The sequence below is a fragment of the Massilimicrobiota sp. An134 genome (assembly GCF_002160815.1).
GTDB classification, from domain to species: domain Bacteria; phylum Bacillota_I; class Bacilli_A; order Erysipelotrichales; family Coprobacillaceae; genus Allocoprobacillus; species Allocoprobacillus merdigallinarum.
The window spans coordinates 75,642-98,103 of sequence record NZ_NFLH01000006.1 but is presented as its reverse complement, the minus strand read 5'-3'; the positions used below and the strand labels follow the sequence as shown (position 1 = coordinate 98,103).

General features: G+C 31.1%; 24 protein-coding genes and 1 tRNA gene. 2 read left to right on the top strand and 23 right to left on the bottom strand.

The features are described 5' to 3' along the window. Positions 1-106: 106 nt before the first annotated feature. The 10 genes from B5E79_RS04455 to B5E79_RS04415 form a co-directional block, all read right to left on the bottom strand. The gene (locus B5E79_RS04455) at positions 107-583 is read right to left on the bottom strand and encodes a hypothetical protein (RefSeq protein ID WP_087297119.1); all 477 of its coding nucleotides are present in this window, start codon (positions 581-583) and stop codon (positions 107-109) included. 96 nt (positions 584-679) lie between these two features. Further along, positions 680-904: an NUDIX hydrolase gene (locus tag B5E79_RS13805; RefSeq protein ID WP_241147450.1), complete on the bottom strand. Its 225-nt coding sequence runs from the start codon at positions 902-904 to the stop codon at positions 680-682. Next, positions 901-1,203 (bottom strand): NUDIX domain-containing protein, encoded by a 303-nt coding sequence (locus B5E79_RS13800; RefSeq protein ID WP_241147449.1) that lies wholly within the window; start codon positions 1,201-1,203, stop codon positions 901-903. The genes B5E79_RS13805 and B5E79_RS13800 overlap by 4 nt, the downstream gene beginning before the upstream one ends. Then, on the bottom strand, positions 1,203-2,399 hold the full coding sequence (gene thiI / locus B5E79_RS04445) for a tRNA uracil 4-sulfurtransferase ThiI (RefSeq protein ID WP_087297118.1): 1,197 nt from the start codon (positions 2,397-2,399) through the stop codon (positions 1,203-1,205). The genes B5E79_RS13800 and thiI overlap by 1 nt, the downstream gene beginning before the upstream one ends. 6 nt (positions 2,400-2,405) lie before the next feature. Further along, positions 2,406-3,545, bottom strand: a complete 1,140-nt coding sequence (locus B5E79_RS04440) for a cysteine desulfurase family protein (RefSeq protein WP_087297117.1) — start codon at positions 3,543-3,545, stop codon at positions 2,406-2,408. A 72-nt stretch (positions 3,546-3,617) separates the two neighbouring features. Continuing rightward, on the bottom strand, positions 3,618-5,252 hold the full coding sequence (locus B5E79_RS04435; RefSeq protein ID WP_241147448.1) for a septation ring formation regulator EzrA: 1,635 nt from the start codon (positions 5,250-5,252) through the stop codon (positions 3,618-3,620). 264 nt (positions 5,253-5,516) lie between these two features. Then, entirely contained in the window at positions 5,517-6,122 is a 606-nt protein-coding gene (gene rpsD / locus B5E79_RS04430) for a 30S ribosomal protein S4 (RefSeq protein ID WP_087242940.1), read from the bottom strand. Positions 6,123-6,410: 288 nt separating this feature from the next. Next, positions 6,411-7,241: an IS1096 element passenger TnpR family protein gene (locus tag B5E79_RS04425; protein WP_087297116.1), complete on the bottom strand. Its 831-nt coding sequence runs from the start codon at positions 7,239-7,241 to the stop codon at positions 6,411-6,413. Positions 7,242-7,567: 326 nt separating this feature from the next. Continuing rightward, positions 7,568-7,652, bottom strand: a tRNA-Leu gene (locus tag B5E79_RS04420). A gap of 43 nt (positions 7,653-7,695) precedes the next feature. Beyond that, positions 7,696-8,241 carry a DNA-3-methyladenine glycosylase I gene (locus B5E79_RS04415; protein WP_087242944.1) on the bottom strand — a complete coding sequence of 182 codons (546 nt, stop codon included), beginning with the start codon at positions 8,239-8,241 and terminating at the stop codon, positions 7,696-7,698. 82 nt (positions 8,242-8,323) lie between these two features. On the opposite strand from B5E79_RS04415, the gene B5E79_RS04410 reads away from it, so the two are divergent. Next, entirely contained in the window at positions 8,324-9,646 is a 1,323-nt protein-coding gene (locus B5E79_RS04410; RefSeq protein ID WP_087297115.1) for an RsmF rRNA methyltransferase first C-terminal domain-containing protein, read from the top strand. Continuing rightward, entirely contained in the window at positions 9,643-10,092 is a 450-nt protein-coding gene (locus tag B5E79_RS04405; protein WP_087242950.1) for an HD domain-containing protein, read from the top strand. The genes B5E79_RS04410 and B5E79_RS04405 overlap by 4 nt, the downstream gene beginning before the upstream one ends. 10 nt (positions 10,093-10,102) lie before the next feature. On the opposite strand, the gene trxA is transcribed toward B5E79_RS04405, so the two are convergent. The 13 genes from trxA to B5E79_RS04340 form a co-directional block, all read right to left on the bottom strand. Beyond that, positions 10,103-10,411: a thioredoxin gene (gene trxA / locus B5E79_RS04400; RefSeq protein WP_087242953.1), complete on the bottom strand. Its 309-nt coding sequence runs from the start codon at positions 10,409-10,411 to the stop codon at positions 10,103-10,105. Positions 10,412-10,525: 114 nt separating this feature from the next. Then, positions 10,526-12,382 (bottom strand): ABC transporter ATP-binding protein, encoded by a 1,857-nt coding sequence (locus tag B5E79_RS04395; RefSeq protein WP_087297114.1) that lies wholly within the window; start codon positions 12,380-12,382, stop codon positions 10,526-10,528. Position 12,383: 1 nt separating this feature from the next. Further along, the gene (locus B5E79_RS04390; protein WP_087242957.1) at positions 12,384-14,117 is read right to left on the bottom strand and encodes an ABC transporter ATP-binding protein; all 1,734 of its coding nucleotides are present in this window, start codon (positions 14,115-14,117) and stop codon (positions 12,384-12,386) included. Positions 14,118-14,159: 42 nt separating this feature from the next. After that, positions 14,160-14,618 (bottom strand): MarR family winged helix-turn-helix transcriptional regulator, encoded by a 459-nt coding sequence (locus B5E79_RS04385; protein ID WP_087242959.1) that lies wholly within the window; start codon positions 14,616-14,618, stop codon positions 14,160-14,162. Positions 14,619-14,781: 163 nt separating this feature from the next. Beyond that, complete coding sequence (locus B5E79_RS04380; protein ID WP_087242961.1) at positions 14,782-15,093, bottom strand: (Fe-S)-binding protein; 312 nt, start codon at positions 15,091-15,093, stop codon at positions 14,782-14,784. Then, a complete protein-coding gene (locus B5E79_RS04375) occupies positions 15,083-15,268 on the bottom strand; it encodes a hypothetical protein (RefSeq protein WP_087297113.1) in 186 nt (61 codons plus the stop codon). The genes B5E79_RS04380 and B5E79_RS04375 overlap by 11 nt, the downstream gene beginning before the upstream one ends. Further along, entirely contained in the window at positions 15,268-15,840 is a 573-nt protein-coding gene (locus B5E79_RS04370; RefSeq protein WP_087297112.1) for an electron transport complex protein RnfA, read from the bottom strand. The genes B5E79_RS04375 and B5E79_RS04370 overlap by 1 nt, the downstream gene beginning before the upstream one ends. Positions 15,841-15,843: 3 nt before the next feature. Next, positions 15,844-16,494 (bottom strand): electron transport complex subunit RsxE, encoded by a 651-nt coding sequence (gene rsxE, locus B5E79_RS04365; RefSeq protein ID WP_087242967.1) that lies wholly within the window; start codon positions 16,492-16,494, stop codon positions 15,844-15,846. Positions 16,495-16,507: 13 nt separating this feature from the next. Next, on the bottom strand, positions 16,508-17,032 hold the full coding sequence (locus tag B5E79_RS04360) for an RnfABCDGE type electron transport complex subunit G (RefSeq protein ID WP_087242969.1): 525 nt from the start codon (positions 17,030-17,032) through the stop codon (positions 16,508-16,510). A gap of 12 nt (positions 17,033-17,044) precedes the next feature. Continuing rightward, positions 17,045-18,904 carry an RnfABCDGE type electron transport complex subunit D gene (locus B5E79_RS04355; protein WP_087297111.1) on the bottom strand — a complete coding sequence of 620 codons (1,860 nt, stop codon included), beginning with the start codon at positions 18,902-18,904 and terminating at the stop codon, positions 17,045-17,047. A gap of 15 nt (positions 18,905-18,919) precedes the next feature. After that, a complete protein-coding gene (locus B5E79_RS04350; protein WP_087297110.1) occupies positions 18,920-20,227 on the bottom strand; it encodes an RnfABCDGE type electron transport complex subunit C in 1,308 nt (435 codons plus the stop codon). A gap of 119 nt (positions 20,228-20,346) precedes the next feature. After that, positions 20,347-21,651, bottom strand: coding sequence for a 23S rRNA (uracil(1939)-C(5))-methyltransferase RlmD (rlmD, locus tag B5E79_RS04345; protein WP_087297109.1), 1,305 nt, complete (start codon positions 21,649-21,651; stop codon positions 20,347-20,349). Beyond that, the gene (locus B5E79_RS04340) at positions 21,611-22,429 is read right to left on the bottom strand and encodes a YihY/virulence factor BrkB family protein (protein ID WP_087242976.1); all 819 of its coding nucleotides are present in this window, start codon (positions 22,427-22,429) and stop codon (positions 21,611-21,613) included. Before B5E79_RS04340 ends, rlmD begins: the two co-directional genes overlap by 41 nt. Between the last annotated feature and the right edge of the window lie 33 nt (positions 22,430-22,462).

Here is a 22,462-nt window from a genome sequence, read left to right as displayed (position 1 = left end):
ATGAACTCCATGTGTGAGCTAAGATATAGTGACTTTACAAATGAATTTTCATTTAAGACCATATAATCAATATATTTTAAATATAGTTACCAACATTTATCTAGGGTTAGATTTTTATAAAAATTAAATTTTCAATTTGATATACATCAATATGATTTCTACTCTCTAGCCACACACCATTTTCAATATAAACTTTATTATTACTAAAAGAAATATTTACAGTATTACTACTGATTGCAGATTTATTCGTCATAAAGAACATCATAGATAAGATAAGTGTTATTATACCTACCCCTGCAATTGATAAAAAGATTTGAATCAATTTAAGTAATAAATTCATTTTTTCACTTAATATCTCTATAACCACAAGAATAACAGGTATAAGAAAAATATCTATAATCACAAGTATATTAATCATTATACTTATAAATGGGTGAAAATATGTATGAATATCTAATTGACGATTGATGAAATATTGTACTAAAATCAAACTTACCGAGATAACATACCACCATGAGATTCTTTGTTCCCATTTAGGTAGCAAATGAAATTGAGTCGATATATCTTTTAATAACTTTTGCATATAAGATTTCCTTTCAACATAGCAACCTGACTTGAATAATCGGTTATAAATTAACAAAACATCATATATATTCAAAATAAAAAAAACTTTTTATATTTATAATCTTTGTGCTCCATGTTTATTTTTCATTTCAAAATATAATGATATAAGATTTTGATGATATGGAACGAATTTTTCTTGTTTCAAAAGATTTGTTATGTCTTCAAGACTTGCCCATTTCACATTTTGTACTTCTTCATCTTGTATAACTAAATTTTGAATATTGACAAGATAACGGATAAGATAAATATCATCAAGATCTTGATCAAAATGAATTGTCAAAAAAGTCTTATATCTTTTAAAGATAATTGAATACCTAATTCTTCATAAACTTCTCTTTCAGCTGCCATATAACTCGTTTCATTCATCAATGCACTATCACCAGCACTCATATCCCATAATCCTGACCATGTTTTTCTTTTCTTAAATCTTTGTTGTATCAACATTTCATCTCGGTCATTAAAAAGGCAAATATGAACAGCAAGATGATAAAGATGAGAAGGAATCTTCTCGCTTCTCATCATCTTTTGATTTGTTTTTACTCGATCCTGCGTATACAAATCCCAAATTTCATCATTCATTAAAATAAATCCTCTACTTCTTTATAATGATCATCAATAACAATTGTTTCACATTGTTCAATGCATTCATGAATCATCGTTTGATAATCCCATGTTTCTTCCAATGCTTCAGCTTTATAGCTTTTTGGTTTTGTAGCAGGCTGCTTTGGTGTAAAAATTGTACAGCAGTCTTCATGTGGTCGAATAGAAATATCATATGTTCCAATTTTTTGAGCAATATCAATAATTTCTAATTTATCCATACAAGCAACTGGTCTAATAACTGGCATATGAATCACTTCATTAATAACAGACATACTTTCTAAAGTTTGAGAAGCCACTTGTCCAATGCTTTCACCATTCACTAATGCTAAACATTGATTTTGATGTGCCACTCCTTCAGCAATTCGATACATCATTCTACGCATAATTGTCATCGCATAACTTTCATCACAATGATCATATACAGCTAACTGCAAATCTGTAAAAGGTATAATATGTACAGTGATTTTTCCATGAGTATAATGTCTTAAAACATCAACAAGATCTAATACTTTTTCTCTTGCCAATTCATTTGTATATGGCGGTGAAGCATAGTGAATACATTCAATATCAACGCCACGTTTTAATGTTAAATATCCGGCAACTGGTGAATCAATCCCACCTGATAACATCAATAAAGCTTTTCCACCAATACCAACAGGATAACCACCAGCACCTTGAATCACATTATCCATAACATAGGTACATTCTTTACGCAATTCAACTTGTATTAATATTTCTGGATGATGAACATCTACTTTTAACTCTTTTGATGTATGATGAAAAATATATCCAGCAATAGCCGTATTGATATCATGTGAGTGAAGTGGATAATCCTTATCATTACGCTTTGTTTTGATTTTAAAAGTATGCCCTTCATTTTTCTCTACAATCTGTAAACATACTTCTTTTATTTTTTCTAAATCACTTTCCACTTTATAACAAACTGAAAAAGAATAAATGCCAAAGACTGTCTGTAACTTCTGACATACAGCCTCTGGATCCTCATTATTTAACATAATATATAAACGATCAAAAGACATTTCATATCTTAAATGTGAAAACTCTTTTAATATTTCCTTTGTATTCTGTGTTAATTTACGAATAAAAAGTTTACGATTTTTCCCTTTTGTTGTTAGTTCTCCAAATCTGACTAAAATATGACTACATTCCATTGACAATTACCTCTGTTTCTTAATAGTTTTTAAAGTTTTCTTTAAATAAAATAAAAATTCATCTAATTCATCTTGTGTCGTATGATGAGAAAAACTAATACGAATCGCACTTTTAGCAATATCTTCTCGAATTCCCATCGCCTGTAATGTTCTTGAAATATCATTTTTATGAGATGAACAGGTACTTTTGGTTGATACATAACATTCATACATTTCTAAAGCATGTAAAATCACTTCTGGTTTATACCCTACACATGAAAAATTGAGAATATATGGTGAAACATGCTCACTAGGTGTATTGATGACAATATCAGGTATCTGAGTGAGCTGTTCTCTTATATAATGATTCAAAGAAGTCACGTATTGATATTTCTGTTCTAAATTTTCTAGAGCTAATCTTAATGTTTTCGCAAACATTGTATGTGTAGCTGTATTAGATGTTCCTCCACGCAATTGATGTTCCTGCTGACCACCATTAATTAATGGAACTAATGACGTAGATGTTTTTTTATATAAAACACCACTTCCTTTTAATCCATAAATTTTATGTGCTGAAAAACTCGCTAAATCTACATGAGTGAGTTCAATAGGCATCTTTCCTAAAGCCTGTACCATATCGACATGTAATTTTATTTTTGGATTGATCTTTTGAATCATCTGATAAACCTTTTCAATAGGAAAAACCATTCCCACTTCATTATTCACATACATCATCGTGATTAAAATTGTATCTGGTCTGATTGCTTCTTCCAGCTGTTTTAAATCAAGATTTCCTGAAGCATCTACTGATATAAAATCAACTTCAAAACCAAAGACATCTCTTAATTGAATACATGACTGATAAACACTGGAATGTTCTACTGCGGTTGTAATGATATGTTTTCCTCTATTTTGATATTGAAAAGCACATCCTTTAATAGCTGCACTATTAGATTCACTGGCACCACTTGTAAAAATAATTTCTTCTGGTAAAACATGTAATAATTGTGCTGTTAATTCTCTTGATTTTTCCATTAAAGCACTTGTTTTTAATCCTAAAGAATATAACGAATCAGCATTAGCAAAATAATCATTTAATAATGACTGATACATATGATTCACTTCTTGGTTCAATGGTGTTGTTGATACATAATCTAAATAAATCATATCTTTCCTCCATAGTTCATTATATGTATATATACCATTTTTATTAAGAAAAAGCCACTAAAAAAGTCCAAATTAGGACTTTTCGCTTGTTTTTTGAATTAAATTTTCATATGAACCTGGCTGAATCTTTTCAATAATATCTACTGCAGTTGATAGAGCTTTTGTGTATTCACCATTTCTAAATAAGACTTCTGCCTTTGTTAATTCAGTATTCACCTCTAAAAAAGTAGAACGATAACGATTTCCAAAAACAATAGCTTCTTCAACCATTTCAGCTGTGACAATTAAGTTATGGACATTATCATATAATTTATAAATAATATCTCTTGCACTATCAACACGTTTAGATAATTCAGATAATTCCACTGGACGGTGCATACGATAGGCTTGAATCTGTGCTGCTTTATCGTATGAATCCTGAATATAATCTTTGTAAGATTCATTGATCATAGGTAAGTGTTTATTCTTAATTTCAGATTTGATTTCCAATAATACAATATTAATATTTTCTAACTCATCAATAGCACGCTGTTCCTGTAAATATAAATGATCACGAAATGCAAAGAATGAATTTAAGTCATCCTGATGAGTTAAAGCTGCATTTTTTATCTTTTCAACTTTGTCAATCATTTGTAAGTAAGAAAAATTACCTGCATTCATTTCTTCTTCTAAATCATAAGATTCTCTTAAAATCTGATCAAAGTCTTTATATTTTTCTTGAATATCAACATAATCTTCATTAATCAAATATAAATTTTCAATACGATTCTGATCAATTAAAGCTTGTTTATACTGATCATAAATCTGGGTAATAACTGTATAAGATTCATCCCATTTTGTTTTAAAATCATCATATGATTGTTTTTCAACTTCTAAATCTTTAATAATAGCATCAATATCATCAACTAATTTCTGTAAGACTTCGCCAACATTTTCTAATTGTAATTGTTGAATATGTTGAGTTGTTGTTTCTAAAGTGGATTGGATGGCCTGATAACGTGCAGATACATTTAACTTTTCTAACGCAAATTCTCCATTAGACATATCTTTAATCAAATTATCCAAATAATGAATCTTTTTAGGAATATACTGTCTGACAATAGCGATATAATCAGGTAACTCCTGTAATCGGGCATTTAACCAGTCTACTTTTTTATCAATATCCTGTGTTAAATTTTTAGCATCTTCAAACCTCTGATTATTCATCATATCTTCAAGCTTTACAAAAGAATCATCAAGATTATTAAAAATATTTTTAATGCCCTTAACAAAATCTTCTACTTTAAAACGGATTGTTTCATAGTGATCTATCAATTGTCGATACTTTTCTTTCACACGAATAATTTCAATTCTTTGAACATTCTCAATTTCAGTAATTTCTTCAATTTTTGCCAGTAAAGCTTGAGAATCATCTTCATAGATTTTCAGCATGCTTTCTAATTCTTTCATTTTAGAAGATATTTTTCTAAGTTTACCATAAAAAAGCTGTTCATCTACTTCATTAACCAATACACCTAATTGATTTTTCTGATAATCTGTAATACGTTCAAATTCCTGAGCGTATTCTTCATATTTTTCCAGAACCTCTGGCATATTTTTAGAAATACTGTGGACTCTTCCTAAACGATATTGTAATGGCAGTGATTTAATGCCATTCATGCGATTTTCTACATCCACAATTAATTTCCTATATTTTCTTAATCTCATTCCCCTATAAAATAAAAGTAGTATTACAAGCGCAACAATACCTATACCTATAAAAATGAGATTACGTATACCTATTTGTTCAATCAATCTCATAATATTATCCATCATTTAAAATTCCTCTCTTTTCCTAAGTTTTATTTTATCATAAATAGAAAGGTATTTCATCATCTTTTTCCAAAATCCTACATAGACAAGAGATATACTGCCATCAAAAGAAAAAAGTATTGAACAAAATAACTGTCCAATACTTTGATATTGATCATCTTATCCTAAACGGTTGTAGTATTCAACGATAAGTGATTCATTGATTTCTTGATTTAATTCTGATCTTTCAGGTAATCTGATGAATTTACCTTCCATTTTATCAGCATCAACTTCAACAAATCCTGGTACATGTGTTTGAGAAGCTAAAGCGTTTTTGATAATTTCTAATGAACGAGAACGTTCTTTAACAGAAATAACATCTCCAACTTTAACTTGACAAGAAGCGATATCAGTTTTAACTCCATTTAATAAAATATGTCCATGGTTAACTAACTGTCTTGCTTGTCTTCTTGTTGTTGCAAAACCTAATCTATAAACAATATTATCCAATCTAGATTCTAGTAAACAGAAGAAATTGTAACCAGTAACTCCTTCCATTTTTCCAGCTCTTTTGAATGTGTTATGGAATTGTTTTTCATTAACTCCATACATATGTCTTACTTTTTGTTTTTCAGCTAATTGTAATCCATATTCTGTTAATTTCTTTCTTTTTTGACCATGTTGACCAGGTGCATATGGTCTTCTTGCTAATTCTCTACCAGTTTCTAATGTTGAAAAACCTAAACGTCTAGATTTTTTCCATTGTGGTCCAGTATAACGTGACATTTTCTTTCCTCCTATTGTTTTATTTGGCATAAAACAACAACATGCATAGATCAGTTAGGGTGTGTTTGTACTAAGTATTTCTCTTTGCAGCAAGATACTCTACATCCCTTTGTCACAAACGCATGGGCTAACCCTCTATGTGCTGCTATCATTTATTGCACTAATACATTATAACAAGCTTTTTTATATTGTCAAATATTTTTTTCAATATCAACAGAATATCTATTTTATCTTTATTTTCCATCCTCAAATCACGTTTTTATAGTCTCCATTCAAAAACACAAACCATTACATTTCATATTCATCATACATATAAGCATGTTTTAAAAATTCATAATCATCAAATAAAGCACCATTTGCTGTATTTACATCAAATTCTTCAAAAATAAAGTCATCCAAATTCAAACCTAAATCTTGAATATGCTCAACGAAAGCTTGTCTATCATGATAATACATATCCAAAAGTGAATGTTCATCTTCCCAAATACCAAAGCCTTCTCCAGCCATAATTTCTATATCATGAAGAGTTTGTACATTTGGGTGTTGTTCAATATCTTGAATCTGAATATCAAATATATAATCATCACCAAAATCATACCATAACGAAAAAGTATCTCCCTTTTTCAAATCTAGTTCATCTAAGAAAACATCTGATGCATAATCATCTAACATTTCTTCATCACATTGATCACAACCAAATTTTCCCTGATCAGTTATAAATGTAAAAAGATGAGTACCCTCTGCCTGAAACATGGTTAATATATAATATGCTAATTCATCTAAAGGCATATGATAAGGGATACGTACCTGGCGATGAATATACTTTTCTAACTCTCTAACCACAATACGACATATAACTGTTTTCTTCATTTCAGGAATAGCTTCCATCATATGTTCTAAATATTCCTGTAAAACACCTTCAAACAATTCATCCTGAAATTGAAGCTGATTCAAACATAATGTCATGGCTAACATAATACCTTTCTTTAAAAAATAAGGACTTTCATCTCCTGCTACATCTTCAAATTGACGAATAATATCTTTTAATTCATCAGATCCATTTAAAATAATATCATCATAAATATGATCAACACATTCAAAAATATGATTTTCTAACATATTTTTACACCTCCTGATTTTATTTTACAATATTTCCAAAATATTCATAGAATAACATATGTTTTTGATCTATTTTCTTCACTTTTTCGTCATTTTTTTGCAAGAATATTATCAAATATAGTCATTTTTTCTTTTATCCTGTCGAATTTTATATGAAAATCTATCACGCAAAAATCCTTGAAATAGCTATCAGTCAAACCAATTTCATCATCTTGTGTATAAAAATATGTCCTGAGCCATAAAAAAATATCGAACAAAATTCTTTATCTTGTTCGATACCTTCATGTTAATGAAAAAGAAATCTTTTCCATGATTTTGTATTCAATTGGTGCCTGAGGTCGGACTCGAACCGACATGACATAGGTCGCAGCATTTTGAGTGCTGTGCGTATACCAGTTTCGCCACTCAGGCAAATCAAATTGCTTATTTATTATATTACATATCTTTTTAAAAATCAATAAAAATCGCAATTTATTTCATGATCATTATATATACCAATAGCCTGCAAATAACTATATATAATTGTTGGACCTACAAAACAAAAACCATGTTTTTTTAAATCTTTAGAGATTTGTATAGACAGATCATCACTTGATGGAACATCCTGTGATGTCTGATAATGATGTTGAACCGGTTGAAAATCAACATAAGACCATATAAAAGAATCAAAACTTCCATATTGTTTTTGAATTTCAAGAAAAGCTTTGGCATTCGTTATAATTGCCTTCATTTTTAAACGGTTCTTGATCAATCCTTCTGTTTGCATTAACTCATCATATTTTTTTGAATCATATAAGGCAATGCGATGATAATCAAAATGATCAAGAGCCTTATCATATAATTCTTCTTTTTTTAAAATAATATCCCAGCTCAGTCCTGCCTGTAAGCCTTCTAAAACTAACATTTTATATAATTGCGTTTCATCATGTTGAGGAATACCCCATATATGATCATGATAAGCGATTAAACGCTCATTATATGCCCATTGACACCTTTTCATACCATCACCGTTTCTTATTTTAACATATCTTTTCTAGTTTACATAGACATTTTTCACTTGTATAATAGCATTGGTGAACAAAATGAATGAATTATTTAAAAATGAAATGAAAACAATATTAAAAGATGAATATGATGATTTTATACAATCATTACAAAAGCCTCCTGTTAAAGCTTTTTATTTAAATCCTTTAAAAAAGGATTGTTTACATTATTTCAATCAGGATGCTATTTCTCCTCATCCAGTTGTACAAGATGGATATTATTTTGATTATGAAAAATACCCACTAGGAAAATCTCCTTTTTTCTCTTGTGGTTTGTATTATATTCAAGAACCAAGTGCCATGCTTGTTGCTCATTTTTTAGATATTCAAAAAGATGATTATATCTTAGATATGTGTGGTGCTCCAGGAGGAAAGAGCTGTGCAGTAGCTAGTCGATTAGGTCCTCAAGGTTTAATGATTACCAATGATATCAATACATTGCGTGCCAAAATTCTTTCTGAAAATATTGAAAGATTTGGTTTAAAAAATACCATTGTAACCAATTGTGATCCTATTCAATTTACAAAAATTCTTCCTGAATTTTTTGATAAAATCATTTTAGATGCACCTTGTAGTGGTGAAGGAATGTTTAGAAAAGACGAGCAGGCTATCACAACATGGTCTCCTGAAAAAGTACAGGAATGTGCCTATATTCAACGACAATTGATTGATCAGGCGATGCAATTATTAAAGCCTGGAGGAACACTGATTTATTCTACCTGTACATATAATACAAAAGAAAATGAAGAACAGATCAAATATATTCTTGAACGATATGATTGTTGTTTAAAGCCACTCAAAAGAAGTCATGGAATGGCTAATGGCATTGGACTAGATGGAGTTGTTCGTTTATATCCGCATCATTATCAGGGCGAGGGACATTTCATTGCCTGCATTCAAAAAAATGGTCAGTCTGTATCTAAAAAATACAAGCCTATGAAACCTCATATTTCTAAACAAAATCAAAAACTGGTTGATGAATTTTATCAGAAATATCTCAACATTCCTACTCCTGATTATCTTTATGACAATCATAATCATATTTATGCTCTCATGCCTCAATTCCCTGATTTACAAGGAATACGTGTTTTACGCAATGGACTTTATCTAGGGGAATGTAAGAAAAACAGATTTGAACCAAGTCTTGCTTTAGCTTTAACATTAACTCAAAAAGACGTCAAACAGTTTTATCGTTTTCATGAAAATGATGATGAAATCAAACAGTATTTGCATGGAGAAGCCATCCAGGGATCAAACCACAAAGGTTATGGTGTCATTTTTGTAGAAGATTATCCTCTTTCTTTTTATAAAGAAAGTCAAGGCTTAGCTAAAAACTTATATCCAAAGGGGTTAAGAAGATGAATCGTTATGAAACATTAAAAGACTATTTCTTTACACATATTGAAGAACAATGTCATGGTATTTATAAGCAAAAAGCTTTACTACACAGCATTCAAGTCTCTACTTTATGTCAGAAACTTGCCTTAGAACATCACTTAGATGTTGAACTTGCAGGCATCATTGGATTATTTCATGACTACATTCAATTCACTCAACATTCCTCATTCCAGCATGGTCTAAGATGTAGTGAATGGATCAGTAGTATTTTAAGTGAATTTCAGGATGATGAAAAAGCTATTATTCAACAAGCCATTGCTAGACATAGTGAAAAAGATAAAGTTGATGATGCATATAGTGAGATTCTTAAAGACGCTGATGTCTTAGCCCAATACTTTGCTGAAACAGATATTGTTTTATCAGACGAAGGAAAAAAAAGACTTAAAAAATATCTCCCAGAAAAAATCTAGGAGATATTTTTTATTTCAACATATTTTCTAAAGTTTCATAAGGAACAAATCCTAATTGACGATTGACAGCTTGTCCTTTTTTAAAAGTTATCAATGTTGGAATAGATTGTACACCAAATTGCATTGCAAGAGAAGGTTCCTGATCTACATCTACTTTCACAACTTTGACTTCAGGATGTTCCTGTGCCAATTTATCAATACTTGGAGCTAACATTTTGCATGGTCCACACCAGTTTGCAAAAAAATCTACAAAAACAACATCATTTTGAGCAATAACATTTTCAAATTCCTGACTGTTAACATGTAAAACTTCTGACATAAAATGCCCTCCTTTATTTTATTATAGTTTTCTTTTTTTGATTACATACAGAGTTTAACATAGACTTCTTATTTTTACAACGAATGTGCTTAAAAAGAAAAAGGTCCTAAGACCTTAATCCATTTCAATAGCTCCTGTATACAATTGATAATATTTACCTTTTTGTTTCATCAATGTTTCATGGTTACCTCTTTCAATGATATGACCATGTTCAAGAACCATAATACAATCACTATTTTTAATTGTAGATAATCTATGGGCAATAACTAATGTTGTTCTTCCTTCCATTAATCCATCCATACCCTTTTGAACAAGAGTTTCTGTTCTTGTATCAATAGATGAAGTAGCTTCATCTAAGATTAAAGCAGGAGGATTCGCAACTGCAGCACGAGCAATCGCAATCAATTGTCGTTGCCCTTGAGAAAGATTCGCTCCATCTCCAGTTAACATTGTATCATAGCCATCAGGTAGATGTTTGATAAAAGCATCTGCATTAGCAAGTTTAGCAGCTTCAATACATTCTTCATCAGTCGCATCTAAACGTCCATAGCGAATGTTATCCATAACAGTTCCTGTAAATAAGTGTGTATCTTGCAATACGACACCTAATGAGCGACGTAAATCATCTTTCTTAATTAATTTGATATCAATACCATCATAAGTAATCGTTCCACTTTGAATATCATAAAAACGATTAATTAAGTTTGTAATAGTTGTTTTACCGGCACCAGTTGCTCCAACAAAAGCAATTTTTTCACCAGGATTAGCAAATACATCAATATCATGTAAAACCATATGATCATCAAAATAACCAAAGTTGACATTTTCTAATTTCAAGTCACCTTTCATTTCAACCAATTCTACTTCACCGTTTGCTCTTGGATGACGCCATGCCCAATGTCCTGTTCTTTTATCAGTTTCCACCATTTTTCCATCAACAAATTCTACACGACATAATGTCACGATACCTTCATCTACTTCTTTTTCCTGATCTAGCAATTCAAAAATACGTTTCGCTCCAGCTTGTGCCATAGCGATAGAATTGATTTGCATAGACACTTGTCCAATTGGGTTATTAAAACTTCTATTCAATGTCATAAATGCAACAAGTGTTCCAATTGTTAATGAAGATTCAAAACCAGATAATGCCAAAACAGCTCCAATCACCGCACATAAAATATATGACATATTTCCTACCTGAATGGTAACTGGCATTAAAACATTGGCAAATTTATTAGCTTGATATGAACTTTGACGTAATTCTTCGTTAATATCTCTAAAACCTTCAATAGCTTTTTCTTCATGGTTAAATACTTTAACAACTTTTTGTCCAGAAATCATTTCTTCAATATAACCATTGACTTTTCCTAATGTTTCTTGTTGTTTAATAAAATATTTTGCTGAACGTCTTCCAATAGAACGTGAAATAAAGAGAATAATACAAACCATAATGACACTTATTAATGTTAAAGTCACATTTAACATTAACATTGATATAAGAACAGTAATAATTGTAATAGCACTTGAAGTAAACTGTGGAATAGATTGACTAATTAATTGTCTTAAAGTATCAATGTCATTTGTATAAACAGACATAATATCTCCGTGAGTTGTTCTATCAAAATAACGAATTGGTAATGATTCCATGTGTTCAAACATTTCTACACGTAAATCACGTAAGAAACCTTGTGTAACAGTAACCATAATACGGTTATAGGCATAAGCAAAAACAATTCCTGCCAAAAAGAAACAAGCCATAACAGAAAGAGCAGAAAACAATCCAGAAAAATCAGGAGAAGGCTGCCCTATTAAAGGCATAATATAATCATCAATTAATCTTTGTTGGAATACCTGGCCCTGTACACTACAAATGGCCTGTCCAATAATACATATTAAAACAATAACTATAGCCAAACCATAACGTTTAAAGACTTTCTTTAAAAGACGTGCTAAAACATTTTGTTTTTTCATATTATGCTTCCTCCTTTCCTTTTGTCTGTGTTTCATATATTGTACGATAAATACCACTTGTTTTTAATAAATTTTCATGTGTATCAAAATCATCAATAACACCATCATTTAGTACAATAATACGATCTGCATTTTGCACACTTGATACACGCTGTGAAATAATAATTTTTGTCGTATCTGGAATACGTTCTTCAAATGATTTTTGAATACTTGCATCAGTCGCAGTATCAACAGCACTTGTTGAATCATCCAGAATTAATATTTTTGGTTTCTTTAACAATGCTCTGGCAATACATAAACGTTGTTTTTGTCCACCAGAAACATTTGTTCCACCTTGTTCAATATAAGTATTATACTTATCAGGGAAATCTTGAATAAAATCATCAGCACAAGCCAAACGACATGCTTCCTGACATTCTTCTAAAGTCGCATTTTCATTTCCCCATCTTAAGTTCTGTAAAATAGTTCCACTGAATAAGACATTGTTTTGTAAAACAACAGCTACTTCATTTCTTAATACTTCCAAATCATATTTTCTAACGTCTTCACCACCAACAATAACACTTCCTCGATCAACATCATAAAGACGACTGATTAAGCTGACAAGGGTACTTTTGGCACTTCCTGTACCTCCAATGATTCCAATTGTTTCACCAGAGTGAATGTGGATATCAATATCTCTAAGTACTGGTTCACCTGTTCCATGTTTATAAGAAAAAGTCACATGATCAAAAGTGACAGATCCACTTTTCACTGTTTTTAAGGCATTTTCAGGAGAAACCAAATCTGATTTTTCATTTAAAACTTCGGCAATACGTCTTGCTGAAGCAAATGACATTGTGATCATAACAAATGCCATAGATAACATCATTAATGACATCAAAATATTCATAATATAACTAAATAATGTCGTCAATTCTCCTGTTGTTAGAGTTCCACCAACAACACTCTTTGCTCCTAACCATGATAAAAGTAAAATACATCCATAAACAGCTGTCATCATAGCAGGGTTATTTAAAGCCAATACAGATTCAGCCTTTACAAATAAACGATAGATATTTTGTGCAGCTCTTTTAAATTTTTCATTTTCATATTTTTCTCTGACGAATGATTTGACAACACGAATAGCGACAACATTTTCTTGAACACTTTCATTTAAATCATCATATTTAGGAAAGACCTGATTAAAATAACGTGTCGCTGTAATCATGATAAATCCTAAAACAATAATTAAGAATCCCATTGCTCCAACAAAAATCAAACTTAATTCATGATTAATCATAAAAGCCATTGTCAGCGCACAAATTAAGTTCATTGGTGCACGAATACACATACGAATAATCATCTGATAAGCCATCTGAACATTCGTCACATCTGTTGTTAAACGTGTAACAAGTCCAGCAGTACTATATTTATCTATATTAGAGAATGAAAATGATTGAATATTTGTATACATTCCATCTCTTAAGTTAGCAGCAAATCCTGTTGAAGCCTTTGCAGCATATTTCCCAGCTAAAAAACCAGTTGATAAAGTTCCAATTGCAATAATAAACATGATAAATCCATATTTATATACAGCATTAATATTTCCAGCTTCAATTCCTAAATCAATAATTCTTGCCATTAACAAAGGAATCAAAATCTCCAAAATAACTTCGACGATAACAAAAAACATTGTTAAAAAAGAATCTTTTTTATATTGTTTGATTTGTTTCATCAATGTTTTAATAACCATATAACCACCCCTTCTTTAACGATTTTGTAACCAACACGATTGCTAATCTGTAGATTCCTGTTCATTTTTAGACATATTTTGAATCATATGATCCGCAACATCTATAAATGTTTCAATTTGTTGAGTTGTTAAACCATCAGTTAATTTATCATGAAGTTGCATCATAGCCTGATTAATCCATTCATGAATCTCTAAACTTTTTTTGGTTAAAACAATTTTTTTCAAACGTCCATCATAATCTACAGGAACACGTTCAATCAACCCCCTCTTATTCATCAAGGTCAGCATTTCAGAAGTCGTTGAACGATTAATAGAAAATTCCTCTTCAATATCCTTTTGAAAAGTATCTTTACCTTCACTGTCTCTTAATTGAACAAAACCAATGATCCAGGTTTGCATCATTGTCGCTCTATCATGTTGGGGTCCCAAATGTTTATCCATATTTCTTTTCATTAAATTGCTTAATGTTTTAATACGATATCCAATTGGATCTCTAAACATCGTACCACCTCCATTGTTCGGTTACGAACAGTATTATAATACACATTTTTTTGAATGTAAAGCATTAATATATAAGAAGTCCAGTATTTTTAAAATGATCACTCAAAACAAAAATATAAAAAAAGGAAATTGACACTTCATAGTCAATTTCCATATGAAACATTTAAATTGAAACGTTTACTGTTTTTCCATCTGGTCCAGGTGTTTCATTTAAATAATTTGCAATTTTTTCTCTTGTTTCCTGATTGCTGACAACACAGGCAGACACTTTTGATGCTTTTCCTTCAACCAAAGCACCAGCAAAACCAGCACATCCTGGATAACCACAACCACCACAATTGGCACCTGGCAACATTTCTGTAACATCGCTGATACGGTTATCTTCTTCAACACGAAGATATTGATTCGCTATACCCAAAACACATCCAAGTACAGCTCCAATAACAAGCAATGCTAAAATAGCACTAATCTGCATCTTTGACTTCCTCCTTATGATGAGCACTGTGATGAGAACAAGCAATGTTATTGCATCCTACACATTCACTCATATCTTCACACCCTTCTGGTTTTGGTGTGTGTTTATTTAATAAATATGTTCCAATAAAGATGGCTATTAAAATAACTAGCCAAATAATTGCCCAAATAGTCATTAAACAAGACCTGCGATTCCGGCAATAGCACATGCCATAATACCAGCAGTAATTAATGCAATTGGTGTTCCTTTAAAGCTTTCAGGAACATTTGCAATGTCTAATCTTTCACGAATTGTCGCAAAAACATAAATAACAATTGTAAATCCAATTGGTACTGCAAGACCTGCAACCATAGCTTCAATAAATGTATAACCAGCACTGATATTATCTAATGCTACACCTAATACAGCACAGTTTGTTGTAATCAAAGGTAAATAGACACCCATTGATTTATAAATTTCTGGACTTGTCTTTTTCAAGAACATTTCAACAAATTGTACTAAAGACGCAATAACCAAGATAAATGTAATTAAATCCAAATAAGTAATATTTAATGGAGTTAATACATAATAGTATAAAAGATATGTGATAATTGATGCTAAGAAGATGACAAATGTAACAGCATATCCCATGTTCAAAGCATTTTTAGGTTTCTTAGAAACACCTAATAATGGACAAATAGCATAAAACTTACTTAATACAACGTTATTAACAAACGTTAAACCTACAAATAAACTTACTAATTCCATAAACTATTTGACCTCCGCTTTCTTTGCTTTATTAGCTTTTCTTACTTTTAAGAATTGAATAAACGCAAGAATTGTTCCTAAAGTAATGAAGGCTCCAGCAGGTTGAGTAAACAAGCTGATTGCATAATCACTAAAGAAACTAAATTGGAAAATAATCTGACTTGCATCAAATGGATTATATAATGATAAACCACCTGTTCCAATTAATTCTCTAAAGAATGAAATAATCACAACTGCAAATGTATATCCAAGCCCCATTCCTAAAGCATCTAAAATAGAGTCAACAACACCATTTTTAGAAGCAAAGCTTTCTGCTCTTCCTAAAATAATACAATTGACAACAATTAAAGGAATGAAAACACCTAATGATTCATACAAAGCAGGTGTATATGCATTCATAAGCATTTGAACACATTTAACAAGTGTTGCAATAATAACAATAAATACAGGTATTCTAATTTCGTTAGGAATGATTTTTCTTAATAAAGAAATAATAAAGTTACTCATTAACAAAACACAAATAACAGCCATTCCCATACCAATTGCATTTGTTAATGAAGTTGTAATTGCTAGGGATGAACATAGACCTAACAATAAAACAAAGATTGGATTTTCAGCAATTAATCCTTTTTTAAATATATCAAATTTCTTCATCTATGTTCCCTCCTTACTTATAGTTTTCATTGTAATGTTGTGTTGCTTGTTCAATTCCTTCAACAACAGCTGTTGAAGAAATTGTAGCACCAGAAATTGTATCAATAGAATCACCAATGTTCTTACCTACAACACTACTAATAAATGCTTCACCAGCAACTTGATCACCAATACCTTTTGTTTCAGTACTGCAATCAATAATCTGTAATCCTTTATATGTTCCATCTTTATCTAAAGCAATCAAAGCTTTAACTTCTCCACCATATCCTTGAGCAGCAGTTTCATAAATATATCCTACAGCACTTCCACCTTTATCGGCTTCATATACTGAAACCAAAGCAGGATAATCACTTAAAGAAACATCTAAAGCTTTAAATTCTTCACCACTAGAATAAATTTTGACTAAATTTTCCTTAACACTGGCAATTTTTTGTTCTTGAATAATGGGATCTGTCATGCCATTAACAAATGACAAAGCGCCTCCAGCTAAGCCAGCCACAATTGCAAGGAAAACAGTTAATTTAACAATATTTTTCATCTTATTTCCCTCCTACTTTGTTTGATCAATAGCTTCCTGAATAGCATTGACAATTCCTTTTGTTGTAACTGTTGCTCCTGTTGATGTATCAATTCCAGAAACATCAGCCCATTTTGTTTCGCCATTTAAAACATTATCATGGAAAGTTTTTGCTTTTTCATTTAAACTTCCACCTGTTCCTGATTCGATTAAATCTTTTCCAAATCCACCTGTTTCTCCAGCGTATTCAACAACTTCTACTTTTGTGACAGTTTCATTTGCTTTATTCACAGAAACTTTAACTGTCATTGGATTAGCATCTCCACCGAATCCTTTTGCTGTTAAAGTATATGTGTAAGTATCACCATCAACAACCGGTGCTTTTTGAGCTTGTTCAATCGCACCTTTTATAGCATTGACAATTCCTTTTGAAGTGACTGTCGCACCTGTTGATGTATCAATACCATCAACATCACTTGTAGAAAGACTACCATTTAACACTTGATCATAGAAAGTTTTGGCTTTTTCATTTAAATTTCCACCTGTTCCTGATTCGATTAAATCTTTTCCAAATCCACCTGTTTCACCAGCGTATTCAAGAACTTTAACAGATTCAACTGTATCACCATCAATTTTAACTGCCACTTTCATTGGATTAGCACTTCCACCAAATCCATTAACTTGCATGACATATCCATCATCAGTTGTTTCAAGATATGTCCATTGAACTTTATTAGCTTCTTCTTCAGCCTTTTTCTTTTCTTCTTCCTCTTTTGCTTTTTGAGCTTCTAATGCTTCCTGTTCAGCTGCAGCAACATCATTTTTAATACCTGTGCTAATACCAAAGACACATGCAACAGCTACAACTAAGCTAATACCAATAGCAGCCCATTGTTTACCAACATTTTGGTCAGTTCTACCTAAAACAAATGAATCAATTAATGGTGTTAACATATTCATCATTAAAATTGAGAATAATACACCTTCAGGATAATTTGCTTTTAAACGAATAATCATTGTTAAAAATCCTAAACAAATACCATAAATAATCTTTCCTAACGGACTAGATGGTGATGTAACTGGGTCCGTTGCCATAAAGACAGCCCCAAACATTGCTCCACCTAAACAGAAATGAATTAATGGATAACTTATAGGATCTAATCCATTCACTAAAGCAAACACTTCAGCTAAAACTAAGATTGTTCCCATATAAGCAACTGGAATTCTCGCATCATAAACTTTTCTGATAGCTAATATAATTCCAACAATTAAAATCAATACAATACAAGTTTCTCCTAAAGCACCAGTATGATTACCGAAGAATAAATCACCTAAAGTATAAGAGAAGCTTTCTCCACCTAGCCATGAAGTTCCAGCCAACATTGTTGTTGGTGTTGCTTTTGTTGCAATATCAATACCATTTACAGTATCAGGAATATTTGCAATCAGTTCTGCACCATAAGCCAAATGTACAACAACACGACCAACTAAAGCTGGATTGAAGATATTGTGTCCAAAACCACCATAAACTAATTTACCAAAGAATATAGCAATAAATGAACCAATAGCTGTCACATATAAAGGTGTTCCAGCTGGCAATGTTAATGTAAAGATAATAGCTGTTACCCATGCAAAACTATTTTTCAAATAAGTGAGAACTTTTTCTTTATGAATAAGTGCCCATACAGCTTCAGTTGCAATCGCAACAACCAAAGAAACAATATACATCAATGCAACATGCATCAATGGATCATTTGTTGTAAAGTTATAGTAATAATAATATAAAGAATAAGCAACTAGCACCAAAAGACCAATTGTCAAATCTCTCATAATACGATGTGTAGAGAGCTTTTGTCTATAATTTGGTGATGTTCTTTGTAAAGTAATTTTCATTAATCTTCACCCTCCCTACGCACTCTTTTTTCTTTGTGCTAACTGGTAACGACGTTTTGCTTTTGCAACCATATCTGTCACTTCAATCTTACTTGGACAAATATATGTACACATACCACATTCAACACAACGAGATGTATCTAATTTTTCAATAAGTTCAACATTGGCTGCCTTTTCTGCCTGCATAATACGTACAGGTTGCAAATGCATTGGACAGTGCAATGTACATTCACCACATTTCAAACATGGTAATGGTTGAATATTTTCTTTTTTCATAACTGTAATGGCATTGTTATGAGAATAGATTACAAATGTATCATTCATAACAGATTTTCCCATCATTGGTCCACCACCAACTAAGAATCCATCACAATCTTCATCAATATATCCACCAATTTTTTCAACAATATAATTAACTGGTGTTCCAATTGCGACATCAACATTTTGTGGTTCTTTCAAACCATTTCCAGAGAATGTCACAACACGACGTGTAATTGCTTCGCCTTGACGAATTCCTTTAGAAACAGCAATTGCTGTTGATGAGTTATTGACAATAACACCTATTTCAGCAGGTAAACGATCATATTCCTTTTTAAAGACTGTACGAATCAATACTCTTTCCCATCCCATAGGATAACGATCAGGAACTTCACGTGGTTCAATGTTATCATAGTTTTTAGCTTCTTCTACTAAGAGTTCCATTAAATCAGGTTTATGTTCCTTAATAGCAATAATGGCTTTTTTAGCTCCCGCAGCTTGAATTAAATAATGTGTCCCATCAAAAAGTGCTTTAATATCTCTCTTCATAGCGACATGATCACTTGTTAAGAATGGTTCACATTCTACACCATTAATTAAAATTGTTTCAATGTTTTGAACATTTTCATATTTAACATATGTTGGGAATCCAGAACCACCTAATCCAACAATTCCCAATTCTTTAATGGCTTTAATAATATCTTCCTGACTCATATGATCAGGATCACTGACTTCATATGCTTTTACTCTTTCATCTTTATGATCATTTTCAATCACAATATGATTTTGTAAACGCTTTGAAGCATGCATACGTTTTTCTATTCCCTTAACTGTTCCAGAAACTGGAGAATAAATTGGAACGTACATACTTTTACGTGTTGCCAATTTTGTTCCAATGCAGACATGATCTCCTTCTTTAACATGAACATCAAAATCTGTTGCAACTCCTAAAACAAGGGGAACATAAATAACGTCAGGTGTTTCGATAGTCAAAATAGGTTTATCTTTAGTTAAGCCTTTTTGGCCATCTAACTTTACTTTTCCTTTTCCAGATAAAATTGACATTATATCCCTCCATATCTTTAAAATACTAGTATAGTATAGCATTTTTTTATGTATTTGGAAATAGAATTATATCCTATGTTCACAAAATGTTCACAAAAAAAGTTTCCCATAAAAGGAAACTATTTTCTAATCAGACTAACCACTGTATCAAATTTGGCAGAATATGGATATGTATCTATAGGAATGATCTTTTCTATACGATAATATTTATCCAATTCTTCTAAATCTTTCGCTAAAGAAGATGGGTGATCACTGACATATATAATATGTTTTATTTTTGATAAGATAAAACTTTGTTTAAAAGCATCACTTAATTCAGAACTTCTTACAATCACTTCATCAAAATGATTCTTCTTGCATTGTTGAATACATGCTTCATGAACATTTTGACAAATCCATTGAACATTATCTTTAACCAAGAATTTTGCATTTTCTTTTGCATCACGAATATGATAATTCTTTTCATCAACAGCAACAATATTTTGTTTTAAAGAAAGTTCTAATAAACCTATTCCACAATTCAATGATAAAATCTTTGAATTTTCAGATAATAAAGAACGAATTGTATCAAGTTTTATTTTTTCCATTTGAGGATAAACAGGAAATTCAGATTTTATCGAATATAAATACTTCTGATCAAAACACTGGAATGGCAAATAAGATTGTCCATAAGCCTTTTTATATCCTTGCATTTCAAATTGCTGATAACGTGTTGTATTGATTGTATACCAGATACTTTTCACTTCAGGAATTTGACTAATATCATTGATGACTTCCTGTTTCATGCCATCCTGTCCAGTCACAAATAAAACTTGAATTTGTCCATCAATATTTCGCATACGCATAAAGCGTAAACCTTTTTTAACTTTATCGTTATAATCTCTGACATGATGTTCATTTAAAATATCTTCAATTTTTTGAATACATGTATTGATCAATGAATCTTGCATTGAACATTGATTCATTAAAGTTAAATATTTTGTTTCACGCTGAAAAATTCCAGCATGTACTTTTCCTTTAAAATATGTTATAGGCAAAGACACAACCTGACGATAATGTAAAGTTTCAGGTGCTTTTATTGTTTTTTGAATAGGTAAACGTTCTACATCAAAATGTGTGTATTTCTTTAAGGCATCTTTCAATAATCCTTTTTTAAATGATAAATGCTTTGAATATTCAAGCGTTGTTAAAGCGCAACCTTGACAATTGGTGTACTCTTTACAAACTGATGGTTGTCGATATGGTGACTTTTGAATATATCTGACAACTTTTCCCTTTGTAAATTGACGTGTTCTTTCAATGATTTCAACATCTACAATTTCACCTGGCAAAGCATCTTGAATAAAGCATATCTTTTTTTCAATATACCCTATTCCTTCACCATTAATTCCCAATTTCTTTATTTCTACTCTTTCTTTTCTCATCAGAGATCCTCCTGAAATATAATATATTTGTAATATACATGCCAACATAGAAAAATTCGGCAGTCCAGTTAAAAACAAACAAAACAATTACAATAGAAGCCAATGGTCCATATACGGACTGATAATCAGCAATTTGAAAATAAAAACTCAATGCATAGTATAATATCAATAGTAATACACTGGCAACCAATGCCCCTTGAAAAGCATCGCTATAATGAATTTTCATTCTTGGTACAATCATATAAATGCCCGTCAAACAAAAACAAATCAAAGCATATAATAAAATATGACGAATACCCGCATAAGAATATAAAAAATTAAAAATATACGCTAAAGGACCAATTGCTGTGATTGCGATGACACCAATCAATAACAATAACAGATAAATTGTTACTTTAATTGTATATATATAATACCCTAAAATAGTTTCTTCTGTTTCTGGGTGATACATACGTTTACTAATTTCATATATGTTACCAACACCTCTTGATACTGTATAAATAGATACAAGGATTGTGACAAAGGCAACAGTATTAAAAGAACGTGACTGTAAAATATCTATCAGCATTTGTGCATATTCTTTGACTACAAATTGTTCAATAATATTCTGTAAGATAGTCATATCAATATTAAACAGTGATGTTCCTATTGCAATCAATGTAAATGCTGGTATTAACAGCAACAGAAGATAAAAAGATAAGGCCGCAGCTGCATACGATGGTATAGCAGTACGATAATCATCATATATAATTGTACATCGCTCATAGAATTCTCTCATAAATGGCCTCCCACCAATAAGAGAGGAAAAACA

Excerpts from the sequence above, each read along its gene's own strand:
- rlmD (WP_087297109.1), bottom strand. The coding sequence starts at position 21,651 with ATGAGAAAAGAAAGAGTAGAAATAAAGAAATTGGGAATTAATGGTGAA.
- B5E79_RS04375 (WP_087297113.1), bottom strand. The coding sequence starts at position 15,268 with ATGACTATTTGGGCAATTATTTGGCTAGTTATTTTAATAGCCATCTTT.
- B5E79_RS04350 (WP_087297110.1), bottom strand. The coding sequence starts at position 20,227 with ATGTCAATTTTATCTGGAAAAGGAAAAGTAAAGTTAGATGGCCAAAAA.
- trxA (WP_087242953.1), bottom strand. The coding sequence starts at position 10,411 with ATGTCAGAAGTTTTACATGTTAACAGTCAGGAATTTGAAAATGTTATT.
- B5E79_RS04360 (WP_087242969.1), bottom strand. The coding sequence starts at position 17,032 with ATGAAAAATATTGTTAAATTAACTGTTTTCCTTGCAATTGTGGCTGGC.
- B5E79_RS04435 (WP_241147448.1), bottom strand. The coding sequence starts at position 5,252 with ATGAGATTAAGAAAATATAGGAAATTAATTGTGGATGTAGAAAATCGC.
- B5E79_RS04385 (WP_087242959.1), bottom strand. The coding sequence starts at position 14,618 with ATGTTTAGAGATCCAATTGGATATCGTATTAAAACATTAAGCAATTTA.
- thiI (WP_087297118.1), bottom strand. The coding sequence starts at position 2,399 with ATGGAATGTAGTCATATTTTAGTCAGATTTGGAGAACTAACAACAAAA.
- B5E79_RS04390 (WP_087242957.1), bottom strand. The coding sequence starts at position 14,117 with ATGGTTATTAAAACATTGATGAAACAAATCAAACAATATAAAAAAGAT.
- B5E79_RS04425 (WP_087297116.1), bottom strand. The coding sequence starts at position 7,241 with ATGTTAGAAAATCATATTTTTGAATGTGTTGATCATATTTATGATGAT.
- B5E79_RS04440 (WP_087297117.1), bottom strand. The coding sequence starts at position 3,545 with ATGATTTATTTAGATTATGTATCAACAACACCATTGAACCAAGAAGTG.
- B5E79_RS04410 (WP_087297115.1), top strand. The coding sequence starts at position 8,324 with ATGAATGAATTATTTAAAAATGAAATGAAAACAATATTAAAAGATGAA.
- B5E79_RS04380 (WP_087242961.1), bottom strand. The coding sequence starts at position 15,093 with ATGCAGATTAGTGCTATTTTAGCATTGCTTGTTATTGGAGCTGTACTT.
- B5E79_RS04370 (WP_087297112.1), bottom strand. The coding sequence starts at position 15,840 with ATGGAATTAGTAAGTTTATTTGTAGGTTTAACGTTTGTTAATAACGTT.
- B5E79_RS04405 (WP_087242950.1), top strand. The coding sequence starts at position 9,643 with ATGAATCGTTATGAAACATTAAAAGACTATTTCTTTACACATATTGAA.
- B5E79_RS04455 (WP_087297119.1), bottom strand. The coding sequence starts at position 583 with ATGCAAAAGTTATTAAAAGATATATCGACTCAATTTCATTTGCTACCT.
- B5E79_RS04415 (WP_087242944.1), bottom strand. The coding sequence starts at position 8,241 with ATGAAAAGGTGTCAATGGGCATATAATGAGCGTTTAATCGCTTATCAT.
- rpsD (WP_087242940.1), bottom strand. The coding sequence starts at position 6,122 with ATGTCACGTTATACTGGACCACAATGGAAAAAATCTAGACGTTTAGGT.
- B5E79_RS04395 (WP_087297114.1), bottom strand. The coding sequence starts at position 12,382 with ATGAAAAAACAAAATGTTTTAGCACGTCTTTTAAAGAAAGTCTTTAAA.
- B5E79_RS04340 (WP_087242976.1), bottom strand. The coding sequence starts at position 22,429 with ATGAGAGAATTCTATGAGCGATGTACAATTATATATGATGATTATCGT.
- rsxE (WP_087242967.1), bottom strand. The coding sequence starts at position 16,494 with ATGAAGAAATTTGATATATTTAAAAAAGGATTAATTGCTGAAAATCCA.
- B5E79_RS13800 (WP_241147449.1), bottom strand. The coding sequence starts at position 1,203 with ATGAATGATGAAATTTGGGATTTGTATACGCAGGATCGAGTAAAAACA.
- B5E79_RS04355 (WP_087297111.1), bottom strand. The coding sequence starts at position 18,904 with ATGAAAATTACTTTACAAAGAACATCACCAAATTATAGACAAAAGCTC.